General features: G+C 68.2%; 13 protein-coding genes. 11 read left to right on the top strand and 2 right to left on the bottom strand.

Going from position 1 to position 17,990, the window contains the following annotated elements:
* The first annotated feature begins 540 nt into the window (after positions 1–540).
* From ACZK4H_RS00435 to ACZK4H_RS00395, 9 genes are read left to right on the top strand one after another with little or no spacing between them, the layout of a single operon-like run.
* Positions 541–2,172: a TldD/PmbA family protein gene (locus ACZK4H_RS00435; RefSeq protein ID WP_164145964.1), complete on the top strand. Its 1,632-nt coding sequence runs from the start codon at positions 541–543 to the stop codon at positions 2,170–2,172.
* A 30-nt stretch (positions 2,173–2,202) separates the two neighbouring features.
* Entirely contained in the window at positions 2,203–3,837 is a 1,635-nt protein-coding gene (locus ACZK4H_RS00430; RefSeq protein ID WP_099552766.1) for a TldD/PmbA family protein, read from the top strand.
* 21 nt (positions 3,838–3,858) lie between these two features.
* Positions 3,859–5,193: a TldD/PmbA family protein gene (locus ACZK4H_RS00425; protein ID WP_099552767.1), complete on the top strand. Its 1,335-nt coding sequence runs from the start codon at positions 3,859–3,861 to the stop codon at positions 5,191–5,193.
* Positions 5,193–5,900, top strand: coding sequence for a DUF4159 domain-containing protein (locus tag ACZK4H_RS00420; protein WP_099552768.1), 708 nt, complete (start codon positions 5,193–5,195; stop codon positions 5,898–5,900). Before ACZK4H_RS00425 ends, ACZK4H_RS00420 begins: the two co-directional genes overlap by 1 nt.
* A 16-nt stretch (positions 5,901–5,916) precedes the next feature.
* The gene (locus ACZK4H_RS00415) at positions 5,917–6,900 is read left to right on the top strand and encodes an AAA family ATPase (protein ID WP_099552769.1); all 984 of its coding nucleotides are present in this window, start codon (positions 5,917–5,919) and stop codon (positions 6,898–6,900) included.
* Positions 6,901–6,907: 7 nt separating this feature from the next.
* Complete coding sequence (locus tag ACZK4H_RS00410; RefSeq protein ID WP_099552770.1) at positions 6,908–7,804, top strand: DUF58 domain-containing protein; 897 nt, start codon at positions 6,908–6,910, stop codon at positions 7,802–7,804.
* Positions 7,801–8,922, top strand: coding sequence for a BatA domain-containing protein (locus tag ACZK4H_RS00405; protein ID WP_099552771.1), 1,122 nt, complete (start codon positions 7,801–7,803; stop codon positions 8,920–8,922). The genes ACZK4H_RS00410 and ACZK4H_RS00405 overlap by 4 nt, the downstream gene beginning before the upstream one ends.
* The gene (locus ACZK4H_RS00400) at positions 8,919–11,093 is read left to right on the top strand and encodes a hypothetical protein (RefSeq protein ID WP_099552772.1); all 2,175 of its coding nucleotides are present in this window, start codon (positions 8,919–8,921) and stop codon (positions 11,091–11,093) included. The genes ACZK4H_RS00405 and ACZK4H_RS00400 overlap by 4 nt, the downstream gene beginning before the upstream one ends.
* Entirely contained in the window at positions 11,090–12,898 is a 1,809-nt protein-coding gene (locus ACZK4H_RS00395) for a hypothetical protein (RefSeq protein ID WP_478473037.1), read from the top strand. Before ACZK4H_RS00400 ends, ACZK4H_RS00395 begins: the two co-directional genes overlap by 4 nt.
* Positions 12,899–13,009: 111 nt before the next feature.
* Here the strand turns inward: ACZK4H_RS00395 and ACZK4H_RS00390 are convergent, their stop codons facing one another.
* Both ACZK4H_RS00390 and ACZK4H_RS00385 read right to left on the bottom strand, forming a co-directional pair.
* Positions 13,010–13,684 carry a hypothetical protein gene (locus tag ACZK4H_RS00390; protein ID WP_099552774.1) on the bottom strand — a complete coding sequence of 225 codons (675 nt, stop codon included), beginning with the start codon at positions 13,682–13,684 and terminating at the stop codon, positions 13,010–13,012.
* 40 nt (positions 13,685–13,724) lie between these two features.
* Positions 13,725–14,243, bottom strand: a complete 519-nt coding sequence (locus tag ACZK4H_RS00385; protein WP_099552775.1) for a hypothetical protein — start codon at positions 14,241–14,243, stop codon at positions 13,725–13,727.
* Positions 14,244–14,463: 220 nt separating this feature from the next.
* Here ACZK4H_RS00385 and ACZK4H_RS00380 point away from each other — a divergent pair, with 220 nt between their 5' ends.
* Together ACZK4H_RS00380 and ACZK4H_RS00375 are read left to right on the top strand one after the other, a co-directional pair.
* On the top strand, positions 14,464–16,953 hold the full coding sequence (locus tag ACZK4H_RS00380; protein WP_099552776.1) for a DEAD/DEAH box helicase: 2,490 nt from the start codon (positions 14,464–14,466) through the stop codon (positions 16,951–16,953).
* Positions 16,950–17,966 (top strand): ribonuclease H-like domain-containing protein, encoded by a 1,017-nt coding sequence (locus ACZK4H_RS00375; RefSeq protein ID WP_099552777.1) that lies wholly within the window; start codon positions 16,950–16,952, stop codon positions 17,964–17,966. Before ACZK4H_RS00380 ends, ACZK4H_RS00375 begins: the two co-directional genes overlap by 4 nt.
* Positions 17,967–17,990: the final 24 nt, after the last annotated feature.

Below are 17,990 nucleotides of genomic sequence, written 5' to 3'. Positions count from 1 at the left end.
TTGCGGGGGACGGCGCAAGTACCTCCATGTAGCCTTGGCCGCGGCATCCATGCCGCGGACACCCCCGCAACCGGACCCACCCCGCCTTCGACAGTTTTCTGCGGTCGGTTGGAACGGCTCTTGGGGTCAGATCCGTTTTCCGCAGGAAAACGGATCTGACCCCGGATTCATTTCGATATCTGACAGATTGCGTCGACCAAGGTCGACACCTACCAACAGCCGCGGAGATCTGTCGAAGGTGGGGCGGTGTGGGTGGGCAGGACCGTTGGCGCCATGAATGGCGCCATCGAGCCCCCATGGACGGGTTTACGGCGTGTCCTGCCCACCCACACCGCCCCGCCATCCCACGGAATGCCGCTCTGGCTCTGGCTTTGGCCGTTGCCGTTGCATTGAGCAGGTGCAGGGCGCAGCCCTGCCGAAACCCTCCCCAACCATGACTGCAGTCACTTGCCCGAAGCCGCCGCGCTGGCGAAAGTCGGGCAGTTGACGTGATCGGTCCGGCCCGTTGCCAACCGCACGCAAGCGAGAGAGAGAAACGCTGTGCAACGACGTGAGTTCCTGGCTTTTTCCGGTCTGGGCCTGGCGGGCCTGCTGCTGCCGCATTCCCGTGCCATCGCTGCCGAGCAGCTGCTGGCGCCGGTTGATACCGCCCAGCGGCGGCGCCTGGCCGAGGTCGCGCTGACAGCCGCACGCACCGCCAAGGCCAGCTACTGCGATGTGCGCATTGGCCGCTACCTCAACCAGTCGGTCATCACCCGCGAGCACCAGGTCGGCAATGTGACCAACCGCGAGTCGTCCGGTGTGGGCGTGCGGGTGATCGTCAACGGCGCCTGGGGCTTTGCGGCAACCCATCAACAGACCGAAGCCGCGGTGCGCGCCGCGGTCGAGCAGGCCGTCGCGATCGCGCGCGCCAATGCCGCCATCCAGACCCGGCCGGTACAGCTGGCACCGACGCCTTCGGTCGGCGAGGTACGCTGGCAGACGCCGGTGCGCCGCAATGCGATGGCAGTGCCGATCCAGGACAAGGTCGAGCTGCTGCTGGCACTCAATGCCGCCGCGCTGAATGCGGGCGCCGACTACATCAATTCCACCCTGTTCCTGGTCAACGAACAGAAGTACTTCGCATCCAGCGACGGCTCGTTCATCGACCAGGACATCCACCGCATCTGGTTGCCGTTCACCGCCACCGCCATCGACAAGGCAAGCGGCAGGTTCCGCACCCGCGCCGGCCTGTCGTCGCCGATGGGCATGGGCTATGAGTTCCTTGATGGCGATGCACGCGGCAAGGTGCAGCTGCCCGGTGGCATCACCGCCTACCGCGATTCCTACGACCCGGTCGAGGACGCCATCGCCGCCGCCCGCCACGCCCGCGAGAAACTGAAGGCGCCGTCGGTGAAGCCCGGCAAGTACGACCTGGTGCTGGACCCGTCCAACCTGTTCCTGACCATCCACGAGAACGTCGGCCACCCGCTGGAGCTGGACCGCGTGCTCGGCTACGAGGCCAACTACGCCGGCACCAGCTTCGCTACGCTGGACAAGCGCGATGCCGGCTTCCGCTGGGGCAGCGACATCGTCACCTTCTTCGCCGACAAGACCCAGCCGGGCAGCCTCGGTGCGGTCGGCTACGACGATGAAGGGGTGAAGACCCAGCGCTGGGACCTGGTGCGCGACGGCGTGCTGGTCGATTACCAGGCCACCCGTGATGAAGCACACATCCTCGGCCGCGATGCATCGCATGGCTGCAGCTATGCCGATTCGTGGTCCAGCGTGCAGTTCCAGCGCATGGCCAATGTCTCGCTGGCACCGGGCAAGCAGCCACTCAGCGTCGAAGACATGATCAAGGACGTGGAGAACGGCATCTACATCCACGGCCGGGGCTCGTACTCGATCGACCAGCAGCGCTACAACGCGCAGTTTGGTGGCCAGCTGTACTACCAGATCAAGGACGGAAAGATCGCCGGCATGGTCGAGGATGCGGCCTACCAGATCCGTACGCCGGAGTTCTGGAACGCCTGCTCCGCCATCTGCGACGAGCGTGACTTCCGTCTCGGCGGTTCGTTCTTCGACGGCAAGGGCCAGCCCGGCCAGGTCTCGGCGGTCTCGCACGGTTCGTCCACCACCCGCTTCAACGGCATCAACATCATCAACACCGCGCGCAGTCTCGGCGCTTGAGCCACCCATCCTTCGACATGGAGAGCAGCCTTGCAAAGACGTGACTTCCTGGCCCTGACCGGGCTTACCGCGGGCGGGCTGATCGTGCCCTCCTTCTTCGGCAAGGTGATCGCCGCCGAGCAGCTGCAGTCCAGCCTCGACCCGGCGCTCAAGAAGCGCCTGGCCGACGCCGCCCTGCAGGCCGCACGCAGCGCTGGCGCCACCTACTGCGACGTGCGCATCGGCCGCTACCTGCGGCAGTTCGTGATCACCCGCGAGGACAAGGTGCAGAACGTGGTGAACACCGAGTCCACCGGCGTGGGCATCCGTGTGATCGTCAACGGTGCGTGGGGCTTCGCCGCCACCAACGCGTTGGGCACTGCCGATGTGGCCAAGGCCGCACAGCAGGCGGCAGCAATCGCCAAGGCCAACGCCGGCGTGCAGACCGCGCCGGTGCAGCTGGCCAAGGCGCCAGGCGTGGGCGAGGTGAGCTGGCGCACGCCGATCCGCAAGAACGCGATGGAGGTGCCGATCAAGGACAAGGTCGGCCTGCTGCTGGACGTCAACGCTGCGGCGATGGGTGCCGGTGCCAGCTTCGTCAATTCGATGCTGTTCCTGGTCAACGAGCAGAAGTACTTCGCCTCCACGGACGGTTCCTACATCGACCAGGACGTGCACCGCATCTGGGCCCCGATGACGGTCACCGCCATCGACAAGTCCAGCGGCAAGTTCCGTACCCGTTCGGGCCTGTCCTCGCCGATGGGCCTGGGCTACGAGTACCTGGATGGCGCCGCCGCCGGCAAGGTGGTCGGCCCCAATGGCGTGGTCAATTACAGCTCCTCCTACGACATGAAGGAGGACGCCATCGCCGCCGCCAGGCAGGCGCAGGAGAAGCTGAAGGCGCCGTCGGTGAAGCCAGGCAAGTACGACCTGGTGCTGGACCCGTCACACACCTGGCTGACCATCCACGAGTCGATCGGCCACCCGCTGGAACTGGACCGCGTGCTCGGCTACGAAGCCAACTACGCCGGTACCAGCTTCGCCACCCTGGACAAGCGCGAGCAGCATTTCCAGTACGGCAGCGAGCTGGTCAACATCTTCGCCGACAAGACCCAGCCGGGCAGCCTCGGCGCGGTGGCGTACGACGATGAAGGCGTGAAGTGCAAGCGCTGGGATCTGATCAGCAACGGCAAGCTGGTGGACTACCAGACCATCCGCGACCAGGCCCACATCCTCGGCAAGACCGAGTCCGACGGTTGCTGCTATGCCGATTCGTGGTCCAGCGTGCAGTTCCAGCGCATGGCCAACGTGTCGATGGCGCCGGGCAAGAAGCCACTGAGCGTGCCGGACCTGATCAAGGACGTGGAGAACGGCATCTACATCATCGGTGATGGTTCGTTCTCGATCGACCAGCAGCGCTACAACGCGCAGTTCGGCGGCCAGCTGTTCTACGAGATCAAGAACGGCCAGATCACCCGCATGCTGGAAGACGTGGCCTACCAGATCCGCACGCCGGAGTTCTGGAACGCCTGCACCGCCGTGGCCGACGAGCGCGACTACCGCCTGGGCGGTTCGTTCTTCGACGGCAAGGGCCAGCCGGGGCAGGTCTCGGCGGTCTCGCACGGCTCGTCCACCGCGCGCTTCAACGGCATCAACGTCATCAACACCGCACGCAGCCTCGGCTGATCGGTCAGGAGCCCTTACACCATGAGTATCTTCACCGAAGCCCAGGCCAAGGCCATCCTCGACAAGGTCATCGCCCTGTCCAAGGCCGATGAATGCACCGCCGTGCTGGCTGGCGCGATCAGCGGCAACATCCGTTTCGCGCTGAACAATGTCTCCACCAGCGGCATCGTCGACAACACCGAACTGGCGGTCACCGTCGCCTTCGGCAAGCGCGTGGGCACCGCCTCGATCAACGAGTTCGACGATGCCGCGCTGGAGCGCGTGGTACGCCGCGCCGAAGACCTGGCCCGCCTGGCCCCGGAGAACCCGGAGTTCATGCCGGCCATCGGCAAGCAGAGCTACCGCGCCAGCCCGACCTTCAGCGAATCCACCGCCGCGATCGATCCGGCCTTCCGTGCCAAGGTCGCCGCCGATTCGATCGCCCCGTGCCGTGGCCACGGCCTGATCGCCGCCGGCTTCCTCGAGGACGGCCAGGGCTTCCAGGCCACCGCCAACAGCAACGGCAACTTCGCCTACCAGCGCACCACCAACTTCGATTACACCTGCACCGTGCGCACTGAAGATGGCCGTGGTTCGGGCTGGGTCGGCCGCAACCTGAAGGACGCGGCGGACTTCAAGGCGGACCAGGACATCCGCATCGCCATGCGCAAGGCCACTGAATCGGCCGAAGCCAAGGCGCTGGAGCCGGGCAAGTACACGGTGATCCTGGAGCCGGCTGCGGCGGCGGGCCTGATCAGCTTCATGATGAACTTCTTCAGCGCACGCTCGGCCGATGAAGGCCGCAGCTTCCTGTCCAAGAAGGGCGGCGGCAACAAGCTGGGCGAGCAGGTCTACGACCCGCGCGTGACCATGATCGCCGACCCGTGGCATCCGGATGCACCGGTGCTGCCGTGGGACAACGAGGGCCTGCCGCGCGAGCGCATCGCCATCATCGAGAACGGCAAGATCGCCAACCTGGACTACTCGCGCTTCTGGGCACAGAAGCAGGGCAAGACCGCCAAGGCCTCGCCGGGCAACCTGCTGATGAGCGGTGGCGACAAGAGCACCGCCGAGCTGGTGCGCGGCACCCAGAAGGGCATCCTGGTCACCCGCACCTGGTATATCCGCATGGTCGATCCGCAGACCGTGCTGCTGACCGGCCTGACCCGCGACGGCACCTTCTACATCGAGAACGGCCAGATCAAGCATCCGGTGAAGAACTTCCGCTTCAACGAATCGCCGGTGATCATGCTCAACAACATCGAAGAGCTGGGCAAGCCGGTGCGCGTGGCCGGTGATGAATCCAGCTACGTGATGATGATCCCGCCGATGAAGCTGCGCGATTTCACCTTCACCTCGCTGTCCGACGCTGTCTGATGGATCGCCGGGCCTGCCTGCGCTGGTTGGCCGCTGCCGCTTCGGCGGCGGCACTGCCGGCCTGGGCGCAGGCAGGCCCGCGCAGTTCGCGTTACGACTTCTGGTTCACCCGCCTGCAGTACGACTCCGGTGACTGGGACGTGGACGCGCGCATGCCGTCCAACCTGATCACCTCGCTGATCGACTACACCTCGCTGCGCGTGGATCCGCAGGAGCACGTGGTGGCGCTGGCCGACCCGCGCATGCTGGAGGCGCCTTTCTGCTACCTGGCCGGGCATACGCTGGTGGAGTTCAACGCTGCCGAACGGCAGAACTTCGTGCGCTACGTGCGCAATGGCGGCTTCGTCTTCGTCGACGACTGCAACCATGACATCGACGGCCTGTTCGCCACCTCGTTCGAGGCGCAGATGGGCCGCCTGTTCGGCCCGAAGGCATTGCAGAAGCTGCCCAACAGCCACGCGCTGTACCGCAGCTTCTTCCGCTTCCCGGATGGCCCGCCCGCCACCAGCTTCGAACTCAACGGCTGGGGCGACGACCTGGTGCACGACTACCTGAAGGGCATCGAGGTCGGTGGCCGCCTGGGCCTGCTCTACAGCAACAAGGACTATGGCTGCGAGTGGGACTACGACTGGCGCAACAAGCGTTTCCTGGCCGAAGACAACACCCGCTTCGGCGTCAACATCGTGATGTACGCGTTGAACAATTGATAGGACCTGCACGCCCATGACCGCCCCCGACCTCGATTCCCTGCTGCCGCGCCTGCACGATCTGCGCGCTGCGCTCGCACGCGCCGTGGTGGGCCAGAACACCGTGGTCGAACAGCTGCTGATCGGCCTGCTGGCCGGCGGCCACTGCCTGCTGGAAGGGGCGCCGGGCCTCGGCAAGACCCTGCTGGTGCGCTCACTCGGCCAGGCGCTGGAGCTGCAGTTCCGGCGCGTGCAGTTCACCCCGGACCTGATGCCCAGCGACATCCTCGGCACCGAGCTGCTGGAGGAAGACCACGGCACCGGCCATCGCCATTTCCGTTTCCAGCAAGGCCCGATCTTCACCAACCTGCTGCTGGCCGACGAACTCAACCGTACCCCGCCCAAGACCCAGGCCGCACTGCTGGAAGCCATGCAGGAGCGCACGGTCAGCTACGCCGGCATCACCTATGCGCTGCCCGCGCCGTTCTTCGTGCTGGCCACGCAGAACCCGATCGAGCAGGCCGGCACCTACCCGCTGCCGGAAGCACAGCTGGACCGCTTCCTGCTGCACGTTCTGGTGGATTACCCGAGCGAAGACGAAGAGCGGCAGATCCTGGAACAGACCACCGGCGGTGCCACCGACGCGGTGCCGAAGGTGATGGATGCCGAGTCCGTGATCGCTCTGCAGGCCGCGGTGCGCCAAGTGCATGTCAGCCCGGACGTGCTGGCCTGGATCACCCGCCTGGTGCGTGCCAGCCGTCCGGGCGCCGGCGCGCCGGCGGCGATCAACCAGTGGGTGAAATGGGGCGCTGGTCCACGTGCCGGGCAGTCGCTGGTGCTCGCTGCGAAAGCACGTGCGCTGCTGCAGGGCCGGTTCGCCGCCACCCGCGAGGATGTGCAGGCACTGGCCGCGCCGGTGATGCGCCATCGCCTGCTGCTGTCATTCGCCGCCGAGGCCGAGCAGAAGCGTGCCGACGACGTGGTCGCCGCCCTCCTGCAGGCCGTGCCGTTCCCGGGTTGATCCACGCGTGAACGCCGGTACCCCGCTGACCTTGCCACCGGAACTGCGTGCGCGCCTGCGCCTGCTGCGGTTGCGGCCGCGCCTGGCCAGCGGTGCCAGTGGCATCGGCCAGCACGCCAGCCGCAGCCGCGGTGCCGGTCTCGAATTCGCCCAGTACCGTGCCTACGAGCCCGGCGACGAACTGCGCCAGATCGACTGGAAGCTGTACGCCCGCTCGGACCGCTTCTTCGTGCGCGAGTCCGAACGCGAAAGCCCGATCACGGTCTGGCTGCTGCTCGACGCCACCGCTTCGGCCAACCAGGCGGATCGCGCGGCACCGCCGCGCACACGTCTGGACCATATGCGCGGCGTGGCCGCCTGCGTGGTTGAGCTGGCCCTGCAGCAGGGTGACCGTTTCGGCCTGCTGGCGATCAATGGCGATGGCCTGCAGCTGGTCCCCGCGGCGAATGGCGCACGCCAGCGTGATCGCGTGCATCTGCAACTGCATTCCTTGCAGGCGCGCGGCGCCTGGCCTGCGGCCGATCGCCTTCGGCCGCTGTGGGAGCGCGTGCGCCCGGGCGACCTGTTGCTGGCGATCGGCGACGGCTTCGACGATGCCGGCATCGTGCTGCTGGAACAACTGGCCAGCGCACGCCGCGAAGTGGCACTGCTGCAGATCCTGACCGCCGACGAGCGCGACTTCCCGTTCGACGCCGGCCATCGCTTCCGCGACCCGGAAACCGGCGAGGAACTGTTGGGCGACGGCGCGGCGATCCGCGCCGACTACCTGCAGCGCTTCGCTGATGCACGCAGCGCATTGCATGCGCGCCTGCAGGCCAGCGGCATCGCCAGTGCCACCGGCTGGCTCGACCAGCCTCTGGACCAGGCGCTGCAGGCGCTGTTCGGCCGTGGGGGCGGTGCATGACCCTGCTGTTCCCGCTCGGCCTCGCCGCGCTCGCCGCAGGGCTGCTGCCGCTGCTGATCCACCTCGCCCGCCGCCATCCGTATACGCCACTGGATTTCGCCGCGCTGCGCTGGCTGCGTGCACAGATCCGGCCGCGCCAACGCATCCGCTTCGATGACTGGCCGTTGCTGCTGGTGCGCCTGTTGCTGCTGGCTGCATTGGCCTTGCTGTTGGCACGACCTGCGCTGACCGGCCCCGCTCCCGCCCCCGATGCGTGGACGGTGGTGGCCCCTGGGCTGGACGCCGCTGCACTGCGTGGTTCCGCTGCGGACCGCACCTGGCACTGGCTGGCACCCGGCTTCCCCGCCATCGACCAAGCACCGCCTGCGTCCAGCGCGTCCCTGCCCAGCCTGTTGCGCGAACTGGACGCGCAGCTGCCAGCGGGCACCGCGTTGGCCGTGCACGTTCCCGATCCCCTGCCCGGCCTGGATGGCGCCCGCCTGCAGCTGTCGCGCGAGGTGCGATGGCACACGCAGCCGATGCCGGTCACCCCGCCGCAGATTGCAGCGGCACTGCCGCGGCTACGCGTACACGGCGAGGCATCCGCCACTGCCCAGCACTGGTTGAACGCACTGCAGCGCGCGTGGGGCGTGCAGGCACTGCCCTCGCCCTTGGCGGGGGATGCCCTGCCCGAACGCGGCGAGATCGGCGTGTGGAGCCGCAGCGATGCACTGCCAGCAAACTGGCAGGCGTGGTTGCGCGACGGCGGTCGTATCGTAACCGCCGGCAAGCCTGCTGCCAGCGCCCGCATCCTGCTGCGCGACGCCGAGGGCGCACCGCTGCTGTGGCAGCAACGCATCGGCCACGGCTCTCTGCTGGCGCTGCCGGGCGACTGGAATGCCGCCAGCAACGCTGCGCTGCGCGATCCGCGCCTGCCACGTGCCCTGCTGCTGGCGTTGCAGCCGCCCACGGCCCCGCGCCTGGGCGACGCACGTGACCACGCACCGCGCCGGGCCGTATTGCCTGCTGCAACACCGCCGCTGCGTGAGCCGACACCTTGGCTGTTGCTGGCCATCGTGCTGCTGTTCGCGCTGGAACGCTGGATGGCCAGCAGTGCCCAGCGCAGGGTGGGCGCATGAACACCCTGCAGCACGCCTGGCAACGCGCACGCCGTCGCCGTGCGCTCATCACCCTGCTGCTGGGCCTGCCATGGGCACTGGCTGCGGCGGTGCTGGCCCTGCGTCTGGCAGGCTTCGATATCGCCTGCGTCGTCGGTACGGTCAGCCTGCTCGTGTGTGCGGCCTTCGCCACCGCGCATGCCCGCCAGCTGGACCGGCAATGGCTGCAGCGCCAGCTCGATGGCAGCGGTGCCAGCGAGGACAGTGCCGACCTGCTGTTCGCCGATGCCGCCACGCTCAATCCGCTGCAGCAGCGCCAGCGTGCGCATGTGCTGGCCACGCTGGAACGCGCGATGCCGGAGCTGCGTCCGCGCTGGCCGCGCGGGGCATTGGCGCTGTGCTGGATCGCAGGCCTGGCCATTGTTGTGCTGACACTCGGCTGGCCGCGTTCGAACCCCGGTTCCGCGCCTGCCCACACGTCGGCACCTGGCAGCACGGCTGCCGCAGGCCCGCTGCGCCTGCAGTCCACCCGCCTGCGCATCGACGCGCCGGCCTATACCGGCCAGGCCACGCTTACCCGGAATGCACTGGACGCCAAGGTCGCCGCCGACAGCCGGCTGTCCTGGTCCCTGCGCTTCGACCGCGCCCCGGACAAGGCATGGCTGCAGTTCCACGATGGTCGCCGGTTGCCACTGAGCGAGCACGAAGGACAGTGGCAGGCGCAGGATGTGGCACGCACGCCAGTGCTGTACCGCGTGGTGAGCGAACCGGCACTGGCAGAGACCCGCCTGCATCGGCTGGATGTGGTGGCCGACCGTGCACCCAGCGTGCGCGTACTGGAGCCCACGGCCAGCCTGGTGCTGGGCACGCCGGGGCAACGGCAGTGGGCGCTGCGCTTCGAGGCCAGCGACGATTACGGTGTCGCGGCGCAGGCAACGCTGTCGATCACCACCACCCAGGGCAGCGGTGAGAACATCACCTTCGTGAAGCGCAGCGTCACGCTTGCCGGCAGCGGCGAAGCCACCGCGCGGCGCTTCGCCCACACCCTTGATCTGGCTGCGCTGGGCGCGCAGCCCGGCAACGATGTGATCGCCCAGCTGGAGGTACGCGACAACCATGCACCCACGCCGCAGACCGGGCGCAGCAGCAGCGTGATCCTGCGCCTGCCCAGCGCCGAAGTCGCGCTCGGTGCAGAGCTGGAAGGCCGAATCAGGAAAACCCTGCCTGCGTACTTCCGCAGCCAGCGGCAGATCATCATCGATGCCGAAGCGCTGATCCGCCAGCGACGCAGCCTGGCCGCCGAGGACTTCGTGAAGCGCAGCGATGCGATCGGTGTCGACCAGCGCATCCTGCGCCTGCGCTACGGCCAGTTCCTGGGCGAGGAAAGCGAAGGTGCGCCGAAGCCGCCGCCGACCAGCGACCTGCCCACCAGCGATACGCCGGCCGCAGACGATCACGACAGCGATCACGATCACGATCACGACCATGGCGCCGATGGTGGGGCGCACGACGCGCATGGCCATGATCACGGCGGCAAGGCGGACAACCGCGATACGCCGCCGGTATTCGGCAGCGACACCGACGTGCTCTCCGAATACGGACACACCCATGACCACGCCGAAGCGGCCACCCTGCTCGATCCGCAGACCCGCGCCACGTTGAAGGCCGCGCTGGACCAGATGTGGTCGGCCGAAGGCGAGCTGCGCCAGGGCCGTCCGGAACAGGCATTGCCCTTCGCCTACAAGGCGTTGGGCTTCATCAAGCAGGTACAGCAGGCCGAACGCATCTATCTGGCCCGGGTTGGGCCGGAGCTGCCGCCGATCGATGAAGGCCGTCGCCTCGGCGGTGATCGCGCCGGGCTGGCCAGTCGTGAACTGCCGTTGACTGCGCGCACTCCGCCAGATCCGGCCATCGTTGAAGCCTGGCAACGCCTCGGTGATGACAACGGCGCACCGGATCTCGATGCGCTCGCGGCCTGGCAGCAACGCAACGCGGCCTACCTGCCCGATGCACTGGATCTGGCCGCGGCCATCGAGCAGCTGCGCATCGAGCCCGACTGCGGCGACTGTCGTCAGCGCCTGCGCGCGCAGCTGTGGCGGGCGCTGCAGCGTCCACTGCCGCAGGCGATGCGGCGCAGTGCGGCCGATGCGATGGGCCAGCGCTACCTCGATGCGCTGGAGGCGCAGCCATGAACGCCTCCAGCCTGAACCTGTGGATTGCGCTGGCACTCGCTGTGGTCGTGGTCATCGCCAGCGTGCGCCAGTTGCGTGGAAGCACCGCGCACCCGGGCCGCCGGTGGAGCGTGATCGCACTGCAGATCGTCGTCGCCACGCTGCTGTATTTCTGCCTGGTGCCACCCACCCGCCAGCAACCCGCAGGCGGGCTGGTCGTGCTCGGAATCGATGCCGGCAAGGCCGGCGCACTTCCGGCCAGCGAAGGCCCGCTGTTGCTGTTGCCGGAAGCTGCCGATGTGCCCGGCGCACAGCGCGTTCCCGACCTGGCCACCGCGCTGCGCCAACACCCGGCCTCCACGCTCACGCTCGTTGGCGCCGGACTGGTCGCACGCGATCGCGACGCGGCGTTGCCGGGCGACGTGCGTTGGCAGGCAGCACCCGCACCGCGCGGCTGGGTCGCGCTGCAGCCACCGGCCGACGTCGCTCCCGGCGGACGCTTCGAGGTACAGGCGCAGGCGCGTGGCGCGGCAAAGGCGAAGGCCGAGCTGCTGGACCCGGCCGACAGCGTGGTCGATCGCATGGACGTTGCCGACGACGGTCGCGTCCAGCTCACCGGCATCGCCCGTGCCGAAGGCCGCAGCGTGTTCCGGCTGCGCCTGCTCGACACCGAAGGCCATGTGGTGGATACCGTACCGGTGCCGCAGCAGACCTTGCCGGCAACGCCCTTGCGCCTGTTGGTGCGTGCCAGCGCACCCGGCCCGGAACTGAAGTACCTGCGCCGCTGGGCCGCCGATGCCGGCCTCCGCATGCAGGTGCAGGCCGATACCGGGGCCGGGCTCAGCGTGGGCGATGGCGTGGTCTCGATCGATGCTGCAACGCTGGCGCGCAGCGACCTGCTGCTGCTGGACGAACGCAGCCTGGCGGCCCTGAGTGCAGGCCAGCTGGCCGTCGTGCGCCATGCGCTGCGCGAGGGTCTGGGTGTACTGGTACGAAGTGCCGGGGCACCTTCGGCCAGTGCGCGCCAGCGCCTGCTCGATCTTGGCCTGCCAGTGCAGGGCGATGGCAGCAGCCACACCCTCGCACTTCCCGGTGATGGCGAAAGCGCGATCCTCGCCGCACGGCGTGGCCCGCTTGCCGCCGGCACACTGCCAACCGGCTACGGCGAAGAAGCCGACCGCAGCTCGCACAGCGCTGCGCTGCCTTCGCTGGAAGCACTGGCGTTGCAGGCACCGGGCAGCAACGCACTGCTGCACGATCGGGGCGGCAAGGCCGTCGGCGGCTGGCGCGCGGCCGGCAAGGGGCGCGTCGGCCTGCTGCCACTCACCGACAGCTGGCGCTGGGTGCTGGCCGGTCGCGATGATCGCCACGGCGAACTGTGGAGCAGTGTGGTGGCCACCCTGGCACGCGCACAGGGCAGCGGTGATGCACTGTGGTCACCGCAGCCGATCAGCTGGGCAGGCGAACGGCAGATGCTGTGCGGCGTGCAGGCGCCGCTGCAGGTCTTCAACAAGCGCGGCGACGATATACCCCTGATCATCGATGGCGCGACGTCGGCACTGCGCTGCGCCGGCTGGTGGCCCCGTGAGGCAGGCTGGCAGCGCCTGCAGCATGGCGACAGCGTTGTCTGGCGCTATGTGTTCGACCCGAAGGATGCACCGACGCTGCATCGGCAGGTGATGATCGATGCGACCACGCAGGCGTTGGCTGCCAGCACGCCGCCGGATGCGTCAGTGACGCAACCCGTGGCGGGCTCACGCTGGCCGTGGTGGTTGGCGTTCGTGTTGTGCGCATCGCTGCTGTGGTGGCTGGAACGGCGGCGGTAACTTCGGGGTCGGATCCCTTTCGCCCGCAAAAGGGCTCTGGCCCCGCCGATGGGTCCGCGAACCGCATCCACGCATGGCGTGGATCTACTGACCGGTTGCCTTTCGACGGGGTCAGCGCGTGCCCGCGCGCAGGTACACGCCATTGAAGCGCACGTTCATGCCTCCGCACTCGCTGTTGTCGGCCACGATCAGCACCTCACCCAGCGAACGGACGCGCACCTTGCAGGTGTCCTCGACGAACTCGACATCGGCACCACGCGGCGCGGCGCGCGCTTCCACCTGGCCCATGTTCGGCCCGTAGGGACGCTGCTCCGGCGTGGGGTTGGCAGAGGGCCAGTAGGCGTCACCCTCCACATGCAGTTGCCCGCCCTGCACGGTGATGCGCAGGCCGTTGTCGCCGTCCTTCCAGTCGCCCGCCCAGTCCTGCAGCGTTGGCACGGCCACCGGCAACGGCTGCAGCTTGCTGCGGTCGACCCAACCGGCGCTGCCACCCACCTTGTTCGGGAAGAACGCGCAGCGGTAGCGGCCAAGGTCGCGACCGGTCACCACGGTATCGCCGTTGACCACATAGCTGCGCTGGCGGCAGGCCGGTTCGCCCTTGGCCGGGCAACCGTCCATGTCGCCGAGCAGATACAGGCGCTGTGCATCGACCACCCGCGCCAGCGCGAACTGGCTCTGTTCGGAGGGGAACGCGCCATTGCGGCACGCGCCATCACCGGCGATGCCGGCAGCGAAGGCGGACGCAGGCAGCAATGCAGCCAGCAGGCAGAACGAACGCAGGAACATGGCAGCGCTACCGGTTGAGGAACCGGCAGGATATACCGGCCTACTTCACCGGCGGCGCGCCGCAGCCTTCCTGCTCCTGGCAGAACTGCAACGCGCGCCGCTGCTGCTCGGCGCTCAGCTCCGGCGGTGGCCGTGCAATGGCGGACTGGATCTGGTCGGGGCCGCCGGTGAGCTTGTTCAGACCCCGGCCCGCCGCCAGCACGCCCTTGACCACGCCCATCATGATGTAGCCGCCGCCCATGCTGACCTGCTCCGGCGATGGCGGTTCGCTCCAGTCGCGGCTGAAGCGGTTGTCGCCGAACTTCACCGGATTCTTGAAGCGGTACAGATCCAGCGGCTCGTCTTCCGGCTTGAGCGCACGCACTTCGCCGAGGGTGGTGACGTTGTCCTGCGGCAAGGCGGTGGAAATCGGCGCGGTGGCTGCTGTCGGGGCATCAGCAGGGGGAACGGGTGCAGGATCGGGCACCGCCACCGGCGCGGCCTGCTGTGCCTGTGCGATGCCCGCCAGCAGCATGCTGGCCAGGAGTGCTCCCTGCGTTCCACGTCGTGCCACAGCCATCCACCCTATTGGTTGCGTCCAGCGCCCAAGGATACGGATGCCGGCTTCAGATTTCGTTGCCGCACCGGCGGCTGTTCAGCCCAGGGAGATGCGACGATGCGGCGATGCCATGGGACACGGGCACTGAACGGTTCACGCCCTCCGTGTGCGGTGTCTCACATCCTGAGACGTGAGTGTGGTGCCATGTGACTCCTCGCAATCCGTCCCGGCTCCATCTTCCATGGCTTACGAACTCGCCAAGCGCACCGCCGATGCCGAGCAGAAGCTCGCCACCCGCGATGGCCTGCCCGCCCGCGACGGCGCCCTGCTCAGTGCACGCCTGCAGCGCCGCTACCAGGACCGCATCACCGGCAGCTTCGCCATTCCCGGCCGCGAGGGCCGCTACGCCGCCATTCCCGACACGGTGCCACCGGCACTGGCCGCAGCACTGAAGGCGCGTGGCATCGAGCAGCTCTACAGCCACCAGGCCGAAGCGTGGGAGGCCAGCCAGCGCGGCGAGCACGTGGCCATCGTCACCCCCACCGCCAGCGGCAAGTCGCTGTGCTACACCCTGCCGGTGGTCAGCGCCGCGATGCAGGACAAGGCCAAGGCGCTGTACCTGTTCCCGACCAAGGCGCTGGCCCAGGACCAGGTGGCCGAGCTGCTGGAACTCAACCGTGCCGGCGACCTGGGCGTAAAGGCCTTCACCTTCGATGGCGACACCCCCGGCGATGCGCGGCAGGCGATCCGCCTGCACGGCGACATCGTGGTGTCCAACCCGGACATGCTGCACCAGGCCATCCTGCCGCATCACACCAAGTGGGCGCAGTTCTTCGAGAACCTGCGCTACATCGTCATCGACGAGGTACACACCTACCGCGGCGTGTTCGGCAGCCACGTCACCAACGTGCTGCGCCGGCTCAAGCGCATCTGCGCGTTCTACGGCGTGCAACCGCAGTTCATCCTGTGCTCGGCCACCATCGGCAATCCGCAGGCGCATGCCGAGGCGTTGATCGAGGCACCGGTCACCGCCATCACCGAATCCGGCGCGCCCAGCGGGCCGAAACAAGTGCTGCTGTGGAACCCACCGGTGATCAACCCGGACCTGGGTCTGCGCGCCTCGGCACGCTCGCAGAGCAACCGCATCGCGCGCATCGCGATCAAGTCCGGGCTGAAGACACTTGTGTTCGCGCAGACACGCTTGATGGTGGAAGTGCTGACCAAGTACCTGAAGGACATCTTCGACCACGACCCGCGCAAGCCGCCCCGCATCCGCGCCTACCGCGGTGGCTACCTGCCCACCGAACGCCGCGAGACCGAACGTGCGATGCGCGCCGGCAACATCGACGGCATCGTCAGCACCTCGGCGCTGGAGCTGGGCGTGGATATCGGCAGCCTCGACGTGGTCATCCTCAATGGCTACCCCGGCAGCGTCGCTGCCACTTGGCAGCGCTTCGGCCGCGCCGGTCGCCGCCAGCAGCCCGCGCTGGGGGTGATGGTGGCCAGCTCGCAGCCGCTGGACCAGTACGTGGTACGCCATCCGGATTTCTTCGCCGAGGCCTCGCCCGAACACGCGCGCATCGCGCCGGACCAGCCGCTGATTCTGTTCGACCACATCCGCTGCGCGGCCTTCGAGCTGCCGTTCCGGGTCGGCGATGGCTTCGGCCCGATCGATCCGGAAGTGTTTTTGGAAGCGCTGGCCGAAACCGAAGTCATCCACCGCGAGGGCGAGCGCTGGGAATGGATCGCCGACAGCTACCCGGCCAACGCGGTCAGCCTGCGTGCGGTGGCCGATGGCAACTTCGTGGTGGTCGACCGCAGCGATGGCCGCCAGCAGATCATCGCCGAGGTCGACTATTCCGCGGCCGCGCTCACGTTGTACGAAGGCGCGATCCACATGGTGCAGTCCACGCCCTACCAGGTGGAAACGCTGGACTGGGAAGGCCGCAAGGCCTACGTCACGCGCACCCACGTGGATTACTACACCGACAGCATCGACTTTACCAAGCTCAAGGTGCTGGACCGCTTCGATGGCGGCGTGGCCGGGCGTGGCGATTCGCACCATGGCGAAGTGCACGTGGTGCGCCGCGTGGCGGGCTACAAGAAGATCCGCTACTACACGCACGAGAACATCGGCTACGGCCCGGTGAACCTGCCCGACCAGGAACTGCACACCACTGCGGTGTGGTGGCAGCTGCCGCAGGCGCTGCTGCTTCGCGCGTTCGCCAGCAAGCAGGATGCGCTGGATGGATTCCTCGGCGCGGCGTACGCGCTGCACATCGTCGCCACCGTGGCGGTGATGGCCGATGCACGCGACCTGCAGAAGTCGGTGGGCAACGGCGATGGCTCCTGGTTCGCGATCGCCGACCAGAGCGGCCGTGGCCAGCTGCGCGGCAGCGAGGGCGATCCCGGTGTGGTGGAGCTGCTGCAGGAGTTCGTGCCCACCGTGTACCTGTACGACAACTTCCCCGGTGGCGTCGGCCTCAGCGAGCCGCTGTGGCAACGCCAGGCCGAGCTGGTGCAGCGCGCGCGCGAACTGGTGCAGCGCTGCGACTGCAAGGCCGGCTGCCCGGCCTGCGTGGGCCCCGTGCTGGCCGCTCAGGAAGAAGATGAGACTTCGCCGCGTGCGCTGGCGCTGCGCGTGCTCGACCTGTTCGATGCCGACGCCTGCCAGCATGTGCCCGACGTGGTGGTGACCACGCGCGATCCGATGGAGCTGCTGGCCCCGTGAGCCTGAGCCTGGACAAGCTGCGCCTGCTGCGCAGGCAGGCCGGCGACCCGAAGGCGAGTACACCGGCCGCGCCGGACGTGCCTCCTGCACCTCCGGCACCCGTGGCCGCCAACGATGCGCGGCAACCACCGGCCGAGCGTTCGGTGTTCGCCTGGGTCGAACAGGAAATCCGCCACAAGCCGACCGGCGCTGCGGCCTCCACACCGGCGACGCTGCGGCGGCCGGAAGTAGGCAGCCTGCATCGCCTGCTCGGCCTGCGTTCGCGCGGTGGAGCCGCGCCGGCACGCGCCAGTGCACAGGATCGCCAGCTGCCCGGTGAGGAAATCGAGCCGGGCCTGTTCCTGATCGAATCGCTGCAGCCGCAACCGATCCCCACCGCCCCGCTGTCGCTGGCCTTCGCCAAGCGCGAGGACCAGCACGTGGCCGCACGCGATCTGCTGTTCTTCGATACCGAGACCACCGGCCTGGCCGGCGGCACCGGCACCCGTGCCTTCATGATCGGCGCGGCCGACTGGCACGTGTGTCCGCAACGTGGTGAAGGCCTGCGCATCCGCCAGCTGCTGATGTCGACGATGGCCGCCGAGGACGCGATGCTGGCCACCTTCGCCCGCTGGCTGCAGCCCTCCACCGTGTTCTGCAGTTACAACGGCCGCAGCTACGATGCGCCGCTGCTGAAGGCCCGCTACCGGCTGGCACGCCAGCGTTGCCCGATCAGCGCACTGGATCACGTCGACCTGCTCTATCCGACCCGCCGCCGCTATCGCGGCACGTGGGAGAACTGCAAGCTGTCCACCATCGAACGCCAGCTGCTGCGCGTGGTGCGCGAGGACGATCTGCCCGGTTCTGAAGCACCGGGCGCTTGGCTGCGCTTCCTGCGCGGGGGCGATGCGGTGAACCTGCGCCGGGTGGCCGACCACAACCACCAGGATGTGGTAACCCTGGCCCTGCTGCTGCAGCGGTTGGTGCACGAGGAACAGCGCGAGCGCGAGACGCTGGCGCTGGTCGGGCAGTAGGCGTTGACGCGGCCTGACGGTGGC

The organism is Stenotrophomonas sp. 78350_Sma (genome assembly GCF_056482105.1).
The sequence above is the reverse complement of the archived record's forward strand: the minus strand, read 5'-3'. Positions and strand labels throughout refer to the sequence as shown.

What these genes read in the sequence shown, in the direction of transcription:
- ACZK4H_RS00425 (WP_099552767.1), top strand. Translation starts at nt 3,859, where the DNA reads ATGAGTATCTTCACCGAAGCCCAGGCCAAGGCCATCCTCGACAAGGTC.
- ACZK4H_RS00420 (WP_099552768.1), top strand. Translation starts at nt 5,193, where the DNA reads ATGGATCGCCGGGCCTGCCTGCGCTGGTTGGCCGCTGCCGCTTCGGCG.
- ACZK4H_RS00415 (WP_099552769.1), top strand. Translation starts at nt 5,917, where the DNA reads ATGACCGCCCCCGACCTCGATTCCCTGCTGCCGCGCCTGCACGATCTG.
- ACZK4H_RS00405 (WP_099552771.1), top strand. Translation starts at nt 7,801, where the DNA reads ATGACCCTGCTGTTCCCGCTCGGCCTCGCCGCGCTCGCCGCAGGGCTG.
- ACZK4H_RS00400 (WP_099552772.1), top strand. Translation starts at nt 8,919, where the DNA reads ATGAACACCCTGCAGCACGCCTGGCAACGCGCACGCCGTCGCCGTGCG.
- ACZK4H_RS00395 (WP_478473037.1), top strand. Translation starts at nt 11,090, where the DNA reads ATGAACGCCTCCAGCCTGAACCTGTGGATTGCGCTGGCACTCGCTGTG.
- ACZK4H_RS00390 (WP_099552774.1), bottom strand. Translation starts at nt 13,684, where the DNA reads ATGTTCCTGCGTTCGTTCTGCCTGCTGGCTGCATTGCTGCCTGCGTCC.
- ACZK4H_RS00385 (WP_099552775.1), bottom strand. Translation starts at nt 14,243, where the DNA reads ATGGCTGTGGCACGACGTGGAACGCAGGGAGCACTCCTGGCCAGCATG.
- ACZK4H_RS00380 (WP_099552776.1), top strand. Translation starts at nt 14,464, where the DNA reads ATGGCTTACGAACTCGCCAAGCGCACCGCCGATGCCGAGCAGAAGCTC.